The organism is Sodalinema gerasimenkoae IPPAS B-353, assembly GCF_009846485.1.
GTDB lineage: Bacteria > Cyanobacteriota > Cyanobacteriia > Cyanobacteriales > Geitlerinemataceae > Sodalinema > Sodalinema gerasimenkoae.
On the sequence record NZ_ML776472.1, the window covers coordinates 4,636,214 to 4,651,451 of the forward strand.

Below are 15,238 nucleotides of genomic sequence, written 5' to 3' on the forward strand. Positions count from 1 at the left end.
TAAACCCTGGGTTCATTTTGCCATAGTCGGGGAAGGGCCGGGGTGGGCGATCGCCCGTCTGTTGCCCGACGATGGGGGAGTTGGACTATCTTTAAAGATGTTGATGGTCAGGGAGATTTGGGTATGGCTTCTAAACAGACGACGAAACCGACAACCCTTTGGGACCGTTTTTTGGGGTCGATGTTAAACCCCCTATTGGACCAGGAGGCGATGAATCGCCAGTTTGAACGGATTGATTGGCCCACCGAGTGCGATCGCCTCTCGACGCCGGGGCTGGTTTATCCTGAGTATTATCAGTCCCAGAATTTTCATGGGGTTACAGGGGGCTATCTCAGTCCCGGGGCAGCGGTGTCTTATGATCCGATTACTCAGTATGTGTTGCCTCCCAATGAGGACTGGGTACGGCAGGGGGTGGTTGAGGCGGTGCGATCGCAACCTCGCCGGATTCTGGATTTGGGCTGTGGAACGGGATCGACGACCTTATTGTTGAAGCGAACGTTTCCCGAGGCCCAGGTGGTGGGATTGGATTTGTCCCCCTATATGTTGGTGATGGCCCAGCATAAGGCCACGGGGGAAGGGTTAAAGGTGGACTGGCGACAGGGGAAGGCGGAGGAGACGGGATTTGAGGACAACAGTTTTGATCTGATTTCTCTGTCGTTGCTGTTCCATGAAACGCCCCCGGCGGTGAGTCAGGCAATTTTAGGGGAATGCTTCCGCCTGTTGCCGGTCGGCGGGGAGGTGGTGGTTCTTGATGGCAATCAGGACAGTTTACGGCAAACCCCCTGGTTGTTGGAGGTGTTTGAGGAACCCTATATAGCTGAGTATGCCCAGGGGGATGTGGCGGACTGGATGGAACAGGCAGGATTCGCTAGCGTAGAAACACGGACTCATTGGTGGATTCATCAGGTGACCCGAGGGGTGAAGCCGTTACCGGGCCAGGACTCGATTCGGGATGAGTTCCCCAGAGAAGGAGACATGGCGTTTGCCTAATCTTGGAGGGTCTGTCCACTGTAGGGGCGAACGGTGTTCAGCGAGCGATAGTCGAGCTGCTGTTCGCCCTCCCCCGGTGTTAACCTATAGCAAGGGTCTCGACTTATGGTATTAAAAGCGGTTATTTTTGATTTTAATGGCGTCATTATTAATGATGAGGCAATTCATCTGGAGTTGATTGCTCAGTTGCTATTGTCGGAGAACTTACGACCCGATCCAGAGGAGATTCAATCGGTCTGTTTGGGGAGGAGCGATCGCGCGGGCCTACAGGCGTTATGGGAGCGTCAGGGCCGGGTGTTAACCCCCGAGTCGTTGCAGGAGTTGATGGAACGCAAGTCTCAGGGCTATCGTCAACGGATTGAGGCCTTGGCTGAGTTACCGAGTTATCCGGGGTTGGTTGATTTTATCCTCAAGTTACGGCTGAAGAATTTACGCTTAGCACTGGTGACTGGGGCCTTGCGGCAAGAGGTGGAGTCGGTGTTAGACCAGATGGAATTGTTGTCCCAGTTTCCCGTGCGGGTGACGGGGGATGATACGGTGGCCAGTAAGCCTGACCCTGAGGGCTATTTGTTGGCGGTGCAGGGGTTAAATGAACAGCATCCTGAGTTGGCGTTGCAGCCGCAGGACTGTTTGGCGATTGAGGATAGTCCAGCGGGGATTGAGGCGGCCCGACGGGCGGGAATGCAGGTGGTGGGGGTGGCGAATACCTATCCGGTGCATATGTTACAGCGGCGGGTGGATTGGGTCGTCGATGAGTTGGGCGAGTTGGAGTTGGAGCGGGTTCAGGCGGCGTTTAACCCCACTCCGGCGGTGAGTTTATGAGGTTGATGTCTTGACATTGGGGCGAGCGTGTGGTAGGTTCAGTAACTACAATTCGGGGAATTAGCTCAGCTGGTAGAGCGCTGCGATCGCACCGCAGAGGTCAGGGGTTCGAATCCCCTATTCTCCATTGAGTCTACGGTACTACCATCGACTCGGCTGCTCGGAGTATTACTAGATTATGGGTTGTGGATGAAGTAACGCCATCCAAACAGGGTGTTCTGATTCGTTTACCAGATGAACGCTGGCAGCATATTCTGGAGAGACATGGAGTTTTAGGAGGACAAAAAGCCCTCGTCCTACGGGCAATTTCAGAACCCGAACGTATTGTGGAGGGAAATGATGGGGCCTTGATGGCAATCTTACCCATGACTGAAAACAAAGTTTTGGTTGTGGTTTATAAAGAAATCAATCAAAACGATGGCTTTGTTATTACTGCCTTTCCAACCCGTCGTTTAACCGCATTAAATCAACGGAGGCAAAGATGGCCTTAACTCAAGACGCTTTAAAGTATCTGAAATTCCTTCCGATTTTACAAGAATTACCGAAACGTCAGTTTACGCTGTTATATGATTCTGAGGCAGATGTCCTCTATATTGATTTTTATAGTCCTCCCCGGGACTGTGAGGATACGGAGTTAACGGATGATGATATTGTGATTCGTTATGATACGCTCGACGAGGTGGTGGGATTGACGGTGCTTCATGCGAGTTCCCGTTAAGGATTAGCAATGTCAACCATGGCCTCTGAACAAACGTCCGTTCTCGTCGCCACCATCGGAACTCGGGATTTAGCCTATCAGACCGTTGATGGCGTCTGGTTGAATTTGGGGGACGATCGCAGTTATGATGAGCAGCCGAGTCCCATGTCACGGGTGATTGAGGAACTCTATGCGGAGTCGGAAAACCCGGAACAGCTGGATTCGGCAACGTTTCGGAAGTTGACGGCCTATTTGTGCGATCGCTGGAACCACTATGGCGATCGCCTGATTCCGATTATTTTAGGTCAGTTACTTGAGGATGAACAGGGACGCCTCAAGTCGATTTATCTCGTTGCCACCAATCAACCCCCCTCGGTTCGGGAACGGGAGAAGGATACTCTCTATGCGGCCGAGATTTTTAAGCACTATGTCCAACAGCATTATCAGATTCCCGTGACGGTGATCGAACAGGGACAAGATCCCAGGGAAAGTCCGGCGGATTTTGAGGCCATGTTTCGTTGGTGTAAACGGGACGTTTGGCCGGCGATCGCCCCAGGAGTGGGTCGTGGTCATCCCCTGTTGCTGTGTCTCAAGGGAGGGGTGAATCAAACCTCGGAAGCCATCCGGGTGACGGCGTTGAGTCGCTTTGGGGAGAGAACTCGGTTTTATGATTTTAAAGAAAATTGGCAGGGCAATCAGCGGGGGATTCCTTCGGATTATACGGTTCCCTTACGAGGCACGAATTATCTTTGGGATCGGCAGCAACAAGCGGCGTTAGGTCTGTTGGAACGTTATGACTATACGGCGGTTCAAGACTTGTTAGATGGTTATTATCGCCTGGCCCGCAATGGGGAGGTGTCTGAGGAGATTTTGACCGTCGAACAGGGGCTGAAGCCGGCGATCGCCTGGACGATTTGTGATTTTGAGAGCTTCGCTGAGGGAGTTACCCAGACTTCAGACCCGACTCCCCATTGGTCATGGAGAGCCTATGAAGCGGCCTATTTGGGGGATGTTCGCTTCCGTCAACATAATATCCTTGAGGCCATGTTTCATAGTTTTCGGGCTGTGGAAGGGTTGATGATGACCTGGGCTGTGAGGAGATTTCACCAACATATCGAAATCCGCAATCGTCGCCAGGATTGTCAAGACGCGCCTATCTTACAGTCATCCATTTGTCAAGAGTTTCCCAACTTGAGATCTCAATTTCGAGATCATTCTGGCAGAATTTCAGAGCGGCGACTCTATGGGCCCCTGTTGGATCAGTTATTTAAGGAAGCCTGTGGAGAACACTGTGAGCGAGACTCGGACTTGTGGGTCTTTTTTGAGGTGGCGAAACCTTGGCGCAATAGTGTCTTTCATCGTTTATTGCGACTGCGGCCGGAGGAGTTGTTTATCGCTTGGCAGGTGAGGGGCCCTCGGGAGTGGCGATCGCGGGTTTTGGGCTGTCTCAACGCCATTTCCGGTCAGGAGTATCAGTCTTTAACCGAGAGCAGCCGCATGGTTGGCCTGCATCAGCACATCTTCGAGCAGATTAACCGTTATCAACCCTAACCCGCCCTAAAGGGACGAGGGCGACCACAAGGGTACGCCCCTACGTCTTTTCTCTATTGCCTAGGGCGACCACAAGGGTACGCCCCTACGTCTTTTCTCTATTGCCTAGGGCGACCACAAGGGTACGCCCCTACGTCTTTTCTCTATTGCCTAGGGCGACCACAAGGGTACGCCCCTACGTCTTTTCTCTATTGCCTATTGCCTTCTTCCCCCTGTTCCCTGTTCCCTCCAATTTTTTTTTGTCATTCGCACCAAACAGCAGTTTTACAGAATTTTTACCGTTAGGCTGAAAAGACTGACTTCACGAGGCACATCCTCATGTATCTATCGGTTCCTAGAATTTTGTTGCGCCATACGGTGGTGGCCCTGTTGAACGGCGGGATCACTTTGGTGATTCTGCTGATTGCTCCCCTCGGCTTGCCCGCCGTGATTACCCATACCCTCTTGGTGGCAGGCGCCAGCCTGGTGTCTTCCGCCTTGGTCGATGGAGTGGTGCGGTTTCTCTCTCCCACCCCCACGGTGATGTTGGGAAATGCCAAGGTTGAGCGGCCCGCCTCAACCCTCTCCCGCCGTCAGCTCGATGATATCGACCGCCGTTAACCCCCTCTCGGCCCTAGTCATTTTGTTCAATACCCAAGGTATAGTCTGATGTATTTATCTATTCGTGGTCTGCTGATTCGCCATCTGGCCGTAGCCCTCACCAATGGCGTCCTCACCTGGATGATTCTGCAAATGCCCCGTCTCGGCACGGCGGCAGTGGTCACCAGTACTGTGTTGGTGACGGTGTCAACCCTCATCACTTCCCTCTGTCTGGACGGATTTATTCGGATTCTGACTCCCGCTGAGGTGGAGTTGTTGCGTCAGGCTCAGGAGATGACCGCCTCCCTCTCGGATTCCCCGGAGGATGAGATTCATCGGTTCTAGTTTGAGACCATGCCATTTAAGTGGAGAGACGATTGATGCAAACCCTCTATGTATCTCAACAAGGCTGTTACGTATGTGTCAAAGGAGAAGAATTACTGGTGAAACAAAAAGAGAAGATTTTGGGGACGGTGCAATTGCCGTTGTTGGAAATGGTGCTGATTTTTGGTCAGTCTCAGATGACAACTCAGGCGATTCGCTCTTGTTTGTGGCGCAATATTCCCATTGCCTATTTATCTCGAATGGGCTACTGCTATGGCCGCATTTTACCCATTGAGCGGGGCTATCGTCAGTTGGCTCGCTATCAGCAACTGTTGACTTCTGTTGACCGCTTGTTGGTGGCGCGACAGATGGTTCAGGGCAAGTTACGCAATTCTCGGACGATTTTATCTCGGCAAAATCGCCGTCGCCCGGTTCTGGATTTACAGGGAATTTTGCAACAGTTGGAGTATCTGACAGATAAGGCGGGACGGGCTGAAAGTCTGGACCAGTTACTGGGGTATGAAGGGGCTGGGGCGGCTCAGTATTTTTCTGGGTTTGGTGAGTCCTTACAGGGGCGAGATTTTGTCTTTATGGGTCGCTCTCGTCGTCCTCCTGGAAATCCGGTGAATGCCATGTTGTCGTTTGGCTATCAGGTCTTGTGGAATCATTTGTTGACGTTGATTGAGTTACAGGGACTAGACCCCTATTTGTCCTGTTTACATGAAGGTCATGATGGTCATGCGGCGTTAGCCTCTGATTTGATTGAGGAGTTTCGCGCTCCTTTTGTGGACTCGTTGGTGTTGTATTTGGTGAATCGGAATATGATGAGTGCCACGGATGATTTTATTCATCATCAGGGTGGCTATTATTTGAATGATACGGGACGGCGCAAGTTTTTGAGGGCTTTTTTACTGCGGATGGAGGAGACGGTGACTGATGAGTCGGGACAGGAGCAGCCAAAGTGGGATCTGTTGCAGCAACAGGTGAAGGCGTATAAACGCTTTGTCTATAAGCCGGTGTTGGGCTATAGCCCCTATCAAATTCGCTAGGGTTGAGGAGAGTCATGTTTTTGTATTTGGTGGTGTACGATATCCCCAATAATAAGCGACGCCAAAAGGTTCATGATTTTTTGAAGGGTTATGGACAGCGTGTTCAATATTCGACCTTTGAATGTCTGTTACCTCGGGCGAAGTTTGTTGAGTTGCAGGACCGATTGCAGGGACGGGTGAATTTGGAGGAGGATAATATTCGCTTTTATCCTCTGTCTCGTCATACGTTGTTTCAGGTGCAGGTTTGGGGAGTTGGTCCTCCGGTGACGGAGTTTCCAGACTCTGTGATTATTTAGGGGCGAGGCTCGGACTGAAGCTCTGTAAGGACGGATTGAGGTTCTGAGCCTCGATGCGTTGCCGGGTCAGGGTTTGGGCGGTTTCGGGCTGGCTCGATAGGCGAGGCTGGGGAGGGAATTTCTTCAGCCTCGCACTCCCCCTCTGGAATGATGGCCCCATACGGGCTATAATCGGAGGGGTCTCCACTCGCTGGAGATGTTATTAGATTGGAAACTAGCACATCTTTATATGAAACTCTTTCAATTATGCGCTCGTCTCCACTCGCTGGAGATGTTATTAGATTGGAAACTCTATCGAAGTAAATTCATCGGGACTGTCAGATAATGACGTCTCCACTCGCTGGAGATGTTATTAGATTGGAAACACCATGATTGGATCTCCTATTCTATATCAATAAAAAGTCTCCACTCGCTGGAGATGTTATTAGATTGGAAACGATGAATTGTATTATTTGTGCGGATTTGTTTAGGCGAGTCTCCACTCGCTGGAGATGTTATTAGATTGGAAACTTGATGAATTGAACGCTCATGATGATTGATGTTGTAGTTGTAGGTCTCCACTCGCTGGAGATGTTATTAGATTGGAAACCTTCTGGATTAGACCAGCGAGGATCTTCTTCAATAGTGTCTCCACTCGCTGGAGATGTTATTAGATTGGAAACGAGGGATATTGCCCGGTTGTTTCTCTCTTGAATGAGAGGTCTCCACTCGCTGGAGATGTTATTAGATTGGAAACACGAGGTTTTTCCCCTCCCACTTCCGACCATTCTTGTCTCCACTCGCTGGAGATGTTATTAGATTGGAAACCTGCATGAGGGCCTTCGTGCCCTCCAGAGTTTCCTCCGTCTCCACTCGCTGGAGATGTTATTAGATTGGAAACATGACCGTCTTGAAGTAGTACTCCGATTCCAGATCCACAGTCTCCACTCGCTGGAGATGTTATTAGATTGGAAACACCAAAGGGGTGTTAGACAACCTCAAGAAAGACGTGGAGGGTCTCCACTCGCTGGAGATGTTATTAGATTGGAAACGTCTCTTCCATTATAGGAACTAAAGGATATTTTCATAGGTCTCCACTCGCTGGAGATGTTATTAGATTGGAAACAGTCCTCCCCATTGCTGGGGTTACAGAAGAAGTCGGGGAAGTCACCCCCGAAGAAGCGTCTCCACTCGCTGGAGATGTTATTAGATTGGAAACGCGTTTCCTTGGCGGAGGGTTTCGGTGAGGTTGCTTCCGGTCTCCACTCGCTGGAGATGTTATTAGATTGGAAACTACTGGTTGAAATCCTTGGAGAAGGCAGTATCTCGTCTCCACTCGCTGGAGATGTTATTAGATTGGAAACGTTAACTAAAGTCGCATTAGCTTCCCGATTGGCAGTTGTCTCCACTCGCTGGAGATGTTATTAGATTGGAAACTTGAGCTTGATGAACTACTTGGTTCAATTGCCGCGTCTCCACTCGCTGGAGATGTTATTAGATTGGAAACATAGCTGACCAGTCTTTTCCTCTGAGCGAAACCGAAGTCTCCACTCGCTGGAGATGTTATTAGATTGGAAACGGGACTCCTTGGAGGAACCCTTGAAAGCGGATATGGTCTCCACTCGCTGGAGATGTTATTAGATTGGAAACAATTTCTTGTAGAGTCAGTTGACCCTTGGCCCCATGTCTCCACTCGCTGGAGATGTTATTAGATTGGAAACTTCGAAAGGATGACCAGCCCACAAACCACAGTGGGCTGGCGTCTCCACTCGCTGGAGATGTTATTAGATTGGAAACATACTAAAATTCCGACTAGAGGAAATACATTTAATTATTTCGTCTCCACTCGCTGGAGATGTTATTAGATTGGAAACAGTCACTGGGTTTGACTGGATACCAAACAAATCCCGTGGGGTCTCCACTCGCTGGAGATGTTATTAGATTGGAAACGATAACCCATTTTGGGAGGTAGGGCAAAATCTTGTGAGTCTCCACTCGCTGGAGATGTTATTAGATTGGAAACACCCAGCTTCCGGGGCAGGAACTCATCTAGAATGGGATGTCTCCACTCGCTGGAGATGTTATTAGATTGGAAACTCCTGGGGTTTAACCCACAGACCTTGGACATCGTATATCTCCACTCGCTGGAGATGTTATTAGATTGGAAACTTTAGAATCCGGGAGGATTTGCTCTTCCAGCTCTATTGTCTCCACTCGCTGGAGATGTTATTAGATTGGAAACTCCATGAGGGCGGGCTGTTGCCCATCCGCCATTTCCGTCTCCACTCGCTGGAGATGTTATTAGATTGGAAACTACTATTCTCGCGAATAGTTCTGAGTTGCTCATCGTGTCTCCACTCGCTGGAGATGTTATTAGATTGGAAACCGTGGTTGACCAATGGCGTAACGCCACGGCAAAAGAGGGTCTCCACTCGCTGGAGATGTTATTAGATTGGAAACGTGACCCCGAGGATTTGTTGTTGCAGTTGAATGGGTGGTCTCCACTCGCTGGAGATGTTATTAGATTGGAAACCCCGTTGCCAGGCATTGGGGAGCTCGTTGATGAAGGCCGGGATGTCTCCACTCGCTGGAGATGTTATTAGATTGGAAACAATGCACAGACGGACAACGCCATGCTGCGCACTTCAATCGTCTCCACTCGCTGGAGATGTTATTAGATTGGAAACCCAAGCTGAGAATATGTGGTAAAATAAGGTCATAAAGTCTCCACTCGCTGGAGATGTTATTAGATTGGAAACCGGGAGGTCTCCCTCCAAGAGACCTGGGCCTGGGAGAGTCTCCACTCGCTGGAGATGTTATTAGATTGGAAACTACCATTCCGGCAACGGCATCCAGATTCGGGTCAGGTCTCCACTCGCTGGAGATGTTATTAGATTGGAAACCACAGAACGCGGGCACATCGATCCCGGTACTCTTCCAATGTCTCCACTCGCTGGAGATGTTATTAGATTGGAAACTCCACCTCCGCGAAGAGAGTGAAAGCTACTGCGTTGGGTCTCCACTCGCTGGAGATGTTATTAGATTGGAAACCTGGGGTTTAACCCAGAGACCTTCTGTATCGTATTGGTCTCCACTCGCTGGAGATGTTATTAGATTGGAAACAATAAGTACTTAGTCACGCAACTAAGAGAAATCAAATATAGTACACGTCTCCACTCGCTGGAGATGTTATTAGATTGGAAACCACCCGATCTTCCTGCCCGGGGGTTTCGATAATGATCTCGTCTCCACTCGCTGGAGATGTTATTAGATTGGAAACGGCATTGGTGTTGATGTTGGAATTAGCCATGGAAAAGTCTCCACTCGCTGGAGATGTTATTAGAGTGGAAACTCGACGTCCATCGCTTCACCCCACTCCTGTATTAGGTCTCCACTCGCTGGAGATGTTATTAGATTGGAAACAGGATGTTCTCTAGCATCGTCTCTTTGTCATCACCATCCCGTCTCCACTCGCTGGAGATGTTATTAGATTGGAAACCATTGAGTACAATATGCACTCGACAAGGAGTTCAGTCAACATGTCTCCACTCGCTGGAGATGTTATTAGATTGGAAACTACTTTTGCTTTTAGTAGCCATGATCTGATCTCCTAGCGTCTCCACTCGCTGGAGATGTTATTAGATTGGAAACCATCCGAAAGAGTTTGAACCAACGACTAGCACTAGGGCGTCTCCACTCGCTGGAGATGTTATTAGATTGGAAACTTGAAGTTTTCGTGAAGGCTTCATCAGCCTTCAAAACGTCTCCACTCGCTGGAGATGTTATTAGATTGGAAACAGCAGTTGTTTAAATCCGAGCAGTTGTTTAAATCCGGTCTCCACTCGCTGGAGATGTTATTAGATTGGAAACTAGACCCTCGGTGCGGCATCATCTGTGCTTTGGGTGTGGTCTCCACTCGCTGGAGATGTTATTAGATTGGAAACTCACCTGAGCGTGTGTCAGGTACACGTAAGCCAAAGTCTGGTCTCCACTCGCTGGAGATGTTATTAGATTGGAAACACGGCGGGCTGTTGCCCATCCGCCATTTCCTCTAAGGTCTCCACTCGCTGGAGATGTTATTAGATTGGAAACTTGAGATGAAGGAGCACTGCCTCCAGCTTCCGTAAGTCGAGTCTCCACTCGCTGGAGATGTTATTAGATTGGAAACAGCAACAACACGTTGGGTTTGTCCCCCTCCTTCGTTGCCGTGTCTCCACTCGCTGGAGATGTTATTAGATTGGAAACGGCCTGATAGACCATCGGACCTGCATTGCGGAAGTCCTGTCTCCACTCGCTGGAGATGTTATTAGATTGGAAACGTTATGGTAGACTAGACAGCCTTTATATTCCTCTGATGTCTCCACTCGCTGGAGATGTTATTAGATTGGAAACGTTTCGCTGGCGGCGGCTCAGCTTGGCCACTCAGTAAAGTCTCCACTCGCTGGAGATGTTATTTGATTGGAAACTTTACGGGGATGGGGACGGACGAATCGTCTGTGACTGTCTCCACTCGCTGGAGATGTTATTTGATTGCAAACTCAGTCAACACGCCCAACCCGTAGACTAAAATATGGTTGTCTCCACTCGCTTGAGATGTTATTTGATTGGAAACTCGCCGCGCGTCATTCCAAGTCGCACCCAACCAGACCCGTCTCCACTCACTGGAGACGTTATTTGATTGGAAACAATAGTGCGATTCGTTCGCTGGCTAATACATAACCAGCGGGGAGAAATCAACCTAAAACGTTGGCTCCTAACTGACTCTTTGATGCAAGTGAAAGTCTTGCCCTGTAAGAGACACAGTGACTCCCAACCTGGCCACACCGACTGAACTCGGAATTTCAGAGAGTAGGGGCGAAAAATTTTTCGCCCCTACTCGGCCGCAATCAGAGCCAAAGCAGATAGGCACACTGGCGGTAAAGGGGAGACAGTACGGGTAAACGGGTTCTAGAAAAGCGTCCTATCCATAAGTGGTAATCTGAACAAAAATACCAACTTCGACCGCGTAACCCTCACGGCATTTATTTAGTGATAGCCGTTATCTCTGAGGAGCAGTCGGGCGAATTGAACCGCCCTAACCTGTCAAAATAATCGAGAGTCGGAATGAATAAAAACGCTGACTGAGTTCAGGAAAAAGGTCGAACCCCTGATAAGCTGGACGAGCAGCAGAAACCTCAGCAGCGGGTAGGACGGAGTGTAATTACTCCGAGGTAATCAGAACACAAAACGTAGAGTAGAGTAAGGTTAGACGCATGAGCAAACATACTCATAGCGAATCTTGGAAAACATTGCCCTCGAAGAAATTTCGGCGCAACCTATTCCGCCTGCAATGCCGATTGTGGAAAGCGATTAGAATTGGCGACCGCTCAAAAGCCAATAACTTGCAAACGCTCATTCTGAGATCCCGGAGTGCTAGATTTTTGGCTATCCGTCAGATAACCCAGCTTAACGCCGGAAAGAAAACCGCCGGAGTCGATGGTAATACCAATTTTCAGAAGTCGTGCCATAGATGTCTGTAGGGGCGAACGGCTGTTCGCCCTCCTCGATGTCGGATGTATAGCAAGCATTTCGAAAATTGGTATAAAAAGTCTCTGGACTGTCAAGACAAATTTGAAGACCCCACTTCTAACCCCCTGCTAAGATTGAGACCGTAACTCCCCCGGTCATCAACATCAGAATCACAATGGGAGAAACGAGCCACGGGCTAACCCGCCGAGTGACACCCCTCCCTCAGACCCTGAGCCTGAAGCCGGGCGAGACCCAGATGTTACCCCCAAATGTGACGATATATTACAAATTCCCCCCATGTCCGTAAAAATAGCCCCCAAAAAACGAGAGATTAATAAGGGGTTTCAGATCCTGCCAGTCCCAAACCCAGTTAGACTAGCCGCATCTCCCCAGACCCCCCAACAGACCTAGCCCCGGAAACGGAGCTATCTAACCCCCTTGCGTCGCTGAACTCGCCTTCAGTTCCCACACCGCCCATTGCCCCGTCCCCCTTACCTCAACCCATCACCGTGACCCAATATTGGCAAGCCAAACTCCAAGGACTCCTCAATACTCCCGTCCTCTCTCCCCTCTATCCCCAAGACTCCACCCATCTGCACGATGACTGGCATCGCTTTGAGCTTCCCCCCCTCAGTGAAGACTCCCCAGAGCCGGAAGCCGCCCCCTCGGCCCTGGCCGATGCCATCACCGCCGCCAGCGATCGCGCGGCCATCCGCCATCTCAACCTGCCCATCACCTACAGCAACAACGGACTCACCATCTCCCACCTCCTCTCGGGAGCCAACCAAACCCTAAAACTCCAGAACGATCGCCCCCTCCTCACAGACCCCACCCCCTACCTCCAGGAGAAACAAGCCGCCCTGAGAGCCGCCATCCCCGAGGGACTCCAGGACGACCCCAAAGCCCTCTTTTGGTGGTTCTGGCGTTGTCTGCCCGTCGAAGTCTGCCGGCAATTCCAAGACGAAGCCCTAATGCTGCTGCCCGCCGACCCCCAATTTCCCGACGCCTCCATCTGGACCCATACCAGCATGACCGCCGCCTTCACCGGGGCCCTCACCGGAGACCAGCGCCAACCCTCAGAGGACGGTCCAAAAGGCGATCGCCCCTATCTCGCCAGCTTCACCTTCTCCCCCATCCAAGAACTCATCAAAGCCAGCCGTAAAATCCGGGACTTCTGGGCCGGCTCCTGGGTTCTCCACTACCTCTGCGCCAAAGTCGCCTACAAACTGGCCCAAACCTACGGTCCCGACAGTCTCCTCTACCCCAGCCTCTACCAACAGCCCCTCATCGACCTCTGGCTCCGCCAAGACTACCCCAACTTCCGCCCGTGGATTGACCCACCGAGCGATCGCGCCCTCCTCACCGCCGGCTTTCCCAACGTCCTCATGCTCGTCCTGCCCAAACAGCGAGTCAAAGCGGCCATGCAAACCGCCCGCCAGACCCTCCTGCAAGCCTGGATGGAAATTGCCGACGAAGTCCTCGGGGAACTGCAACAGAAACGCCATTGGCTGCCCCACCTCAAAAGCGACGCCTCCAGTTGGGGCTTCTGGCTCAAAACCCAATGGCAAACCTACTGGAGTGCCGTCCCCATCGGAGAAGAAGGAGAACCCCTCAGCCAACCCAGCCAAGCCAGCAACCCCAACCTAGACACCTGGATTAACCAACAAAACCGTATCTATCCCCAAGCCCAACTCTTCCCCCTCGCCGAACTGCAATTCCTGCAAAGCGCCCAACCTCCAGACAACCCCGGCGAACTCAACATCGGCTCCTGGTGGGCCGACATTTTCGGTCACGCCCGGGCCAGCCTCAGCCAAATCAAAAACGCCCGCACCTGGGAACTCCCCACCGCCTTCGGGCCTCGCTCCACCATCTCCGGCGTCGGACCCGTCGTCCATCCCGGCCCCGATTGGATCTCCGAACAAGACAGCAAACGCCATTGGCGACGAGAAGCCGGGTTCTTCGACGGGATCGAAGCCCTCAACGCCACGGAAACCCTCAAACGGGGACTCGAAAAAGTCCTGCCCCAACTGCTGAACCGGGACGGCTCCCAACGAATTGCCCCCTACTATCCCGACCTCACCTCCGGAGTCGCCGGCTACCTACGCACCCATCCCGACCATCAACCCTACTATCAACAGGTCTGCCAAACCCTCCTGAGCCACCCCCAATTCCCCTGGCTCGAAGCGGCCATCGCTGACATGAAAGGCAAATGGGGCATTCCCCTCATTGACGAGAGCCACGACAACCTCAAAGACCATCCCCCCCGTCTCCTCAACCCCGGTTGGCTCGTCGAAGACGCCGACGACGAGACCATCCAACAGCTACAACGCCAACTCGACCAAGAACAAGACAGCCAACTCAGCCAAACCTACCGACAACAACTCCTGCAACGGCGACGAGACTACCGCGAACAACTGCAACAGGAACTCGACCAGCACTACCCCAACAACAACCCCAGCGACTGGTATGTCCTCGCCGCCGGAGACGGGGACGGCATGAGTGACTGGCTCAAAGGCAAAAAAATGGGACCCTATGGCGACTATCTCCCCCAAGCCCTCAGGGATAGCGGCGACCCCAGCCTGCAAGAGTTCCTCACCCTGCCCAAACGCATGGGACCCGCCACCCACAGCGCCCTCAGCCGCTCCCTCCTGGACTTTTCCAATCAACTGGTTCCCTACCTCACCGAGCGCCGCTATGCCGGCCGACTCATTTATAGTGGTGGGGATGACATTCTCGCCTACAGCAACCTCTGGGAATGGGACCGTTGGCTGTGGGATATTCGCCAATGCTTCCGAGGTCAGGCAGACCCAGAGTTTAACCCCGCCGGTCAATACTGGCAATGGCGAGGAGACGACCTACCCCAAGATGGCCAGGGTCGGCCCCTCCTCTCCCGTCGCCCCCTCTTCACTCTCGGAGAACGCTCCACCATTAGCTTTGGCTTGGTCATCGCCCATCACTCCGTTCCTCTGGCGATCGCCCTGGGTCATCTCTGGGACGCCGAAACGGGAGCCAAAGACCATCAAAGTCCCGGCCCCAACGGTCAGCCTCAAGGCAAAGATGCCCTACAAGTGCGAGTTCTCTACGGTAGCGGCAACTGCGTCACCGCCACCAGCAAATTTAGCAGTTTCCAGCAGTGGCAAACCCTCATGACCCTCACTCCAGACCAGCCCTCCCTCTTTGAACTAGCCGCCAGCCTCTGGAGTGACCATCCGGCCCCCAAACGAGCCGCCATTGCCCCCTGGACTCAGGCCTTCTGTCAGCGTCGAGATAGCTTCTCAGGAGACCCCAACGCCCAACAGGCCGTTCAGCAAGCCCTACAAGGTTTCATCGAAGGTCTCTGGGACCAAACCGATCCCAAAGACCTCGACGGAGAACTCAAAGCCTGGCTCAAACTGGCCGCCTTTGTCCAACGCAAGCGCACCATCACCCTTAACCCTTAGACC

The 15,238-nt window shown here is 51.8% G+C and carries 11 protein-coding genes, 1 tRNA gene and 1 CRISPR repeat array; all 12 genes read left to right on the forward strand.

The window, feature by feature from the left end; genetic code table 11:
- Positions 1 to 123 precede the first annotated feature (123 nt).
- The 12 genes from L855_RS20175 to L855_RS20230 all read left to right on the forward strand — a co-directional run bounded on the left by L855_RS20175 (position 124) and on the right by L855_RS20230 (position 15,235).
- The gene (locus L855_RS20175) at positions 124 to 990 is read left to right on the forward strand and encodes a class I SAM-dependent methyltransferase (RefSeq protein ID WP_159790722.1); all 867 of its coding nucleotides are present in this window, start codon (positions 124 to 126) and stop codon (positions 988 to 990) included.
- A 105-nt stretch (positions 991 to 1,095) separates the two neighbouring features.
- Positions 1,096 to 1,812 carry an HAD family hydrolase gene (locus L855_RS20180; protein ID WP_159790723.1) on the forward strand — a complete coding sequence of 239 codons (717 nt, stop codon included), beginning with the start codon at positions 1,096 to 1,098 and terminating at the stop codon, positions 1,810 to 1,812.
- A gap of 54 nt (positions 1,813 to 1,866) precedes the next feature.
- A tRNA-Ala gene (locus L855_RS20185) sits at positions 1,867 to 1,939 on the forward strand.
- 58 nt (positions 1,940 to 1,997) lie between these two features.
- On the forward strand, positions 1,998 to 2,303 hold the full coding sequence (locus L855_RS20190; RefSeq protein WP_159790724.1) for a hypothetical protein: 306 nt from the start codon (positions 1,998 to 2,000) through the stop codon (positions 2,301 to 2,303).
- Positions 2,294 to 2,530, forward strand: a complete 237-nt coding sequence (locus L855_RS20195; protein ID WP_159790725.1) for a DUF2283 domain-containing protein — start codon at positions 2,294 to 2,296, stop codon at positions 2,528 to 2,530. Before L855_RS20190 ends, L855_RS20195 begins: the two co-directional genes overlap by 10 nt.
- Before the next feature lie 9 nt (positions 2,531 to 2,539).
- Positions 2,540 to 4,060, forward strand: coding sequence for a hypothetical protein (locus L855_RS20200; protein WP_159790726.1), 1,521 nt, complete (start codon positions 2,540 to 2,542; stop codon positions 4,058 to 4,060).
- Positions 4,061 to 4,378: 318 nt separating this feature from the next.
- Positions 4,379 to 4,660, forward strand: coding sequence for a CRISPR-associated protein Csx18 (gene csx18 / locus L855_RS20205; protein ID WP_159790727.1), 282 nt, complete (start codon positions 4,379 to 4,381; stop codon positions 4,658 to 4,660).
- Between the two features lie 48 nt (positions 4,661 to 4,708).
- The gene (csx18, locus tag L855_RS20210; protein ID WP_159790728.1) at positions 4,709 to 4,984 is read left to right on the forward strand and encodes a CRISPR-associated protein Csx18; all 276 of its coding nucleotides are present in this window, start codon (positions 4,709 to 4,711) and stop codon (positions 4,982 to 4,984) included.
- Positions 4,985 to 5,019: 35 nt separating this feature from the next.
- A complete protein-coding gene (cas1, locus tag L855_RS20215) occupies positions 5,020 to 6,012 on the forward strand; it encodes a CRISPR-associated endonuclease Cas1 (protein WP_159790729.1) in 993 nt (330 codons plus the stop codon).
- A 14-nt stretch (positions 6,013 to 6,026) separates the two neighbouring features.
- Positions 6,027 to 6,308 carry a CRISPR-associated endonuclease Cas2 gene (gene cas2 / locus L855_RS20220; RefSeq protein ID WP_159790730.1) on the forward strand — a complete coding sequence of 94 codons (282 nt, stop codon included), beginning with the start codon at positions 6,027 to 6,029 and terminating at the stop codon, positions 6,306 to 6,308.
- A 179-nt stretch (positions 6,309 to 6,487) separates the two neighbouring features.
- Positions 6,488 to 10,973: a CRISPR direct-repeat array (repeat unit 36 nt; unit sequence GTCTCCACTCGCTGGAGATGTTATTAGATTGGAAAC).
- A gap of 566 nt (positions 10,974 to 11,539) precedes the next feature.
- Positions 11,540 to 11,806 carry a reverse transcriptase N-terminal domain-containing protein gene (locus L855_RS20225; RefSeq protein ID WP_159790731.1) on the forward strand — a complete coding sequence of 89 codons (267 nt, stop codon included), beginning with the start codon at positions 11,540 to 11,542 and terminating at the stop codon, positions 11,804 to 11,806.
- Positions 11,807 to 12,304: 498 nt separating this feature from the next.
- Complete coding sequence (locus tag L855_RS20230; protein ID WP_246199211.1) at positions 12,305 to 15,235, forward strand: type III-B CRISPR-associated protein Cas10/Cmr2; 2,931 nt, start codon at positions 12,305 to 12,307, stop codon at positions 15,233 to 15,235.
- The last annotated feature ends 3 nt before the right edge of the window (positions 15,236 to 15,238 follow it).

Coding starts and splice junctions, on each gene's coding strand:
- L855_RS20195 (WP_159790725.1), top strand. CDS start 2,294: ATGGCCTTAACTCAAGACGCTTTAAAGTATCTGAAATTCCTTCCGATT.
- L855_RS20225 (WP_159790731.1), top strand. CDS start 11,540: ATGAGCAAACATACTCATAGCGAATCTTGGAAAACATTGCCCTCGAAG.
- cas2 (WP_159790730.1), top strand. CDS start 6,027: ATGTTTTTGTATTTGGTGGTGTACGATATCCCCAATAATAAGCGACGC.
- csx18 (WP_159790727.1), top strand. CDS start 4,379: ATGTATCTATCGGTTCCTAGAATTTTGTTGCGCCATACGGTGGTGGCC.
- L855_RS20200 (WP_159790726.1), top strand. CDS start 2,540: ATGTCAACCATGGCCTCTGAACAAACGTCCGTTCTCGTCGCCACCATC.
- L855_RS20175 (WP_159790722.1), top strand. CDS start 124: ATGGCTTCTAAACAGACGACGAAACCGACAACCCTTTGGGACCGTTTT.
- csx18 (WP_159790728.1), top strand. CDS start 4,709: ATGTATTTATCTATTCGTGGTCTGCTGATTCGCCATCTGGCCGTAGCC.
- cas1 (WP_159790729.1), top strand. CDS start 5,020: ATGCAAACCCTCTATGTATCTCAACAAGGCTGTTACGTATGTGTCAAA.
- L855_RS20180 (WP_159790723.1), top strand. CDS start 1,096: ATGGTATTAAAAGCGGTTATTTTTGATTTTAATGGCGTCATTATTAAT.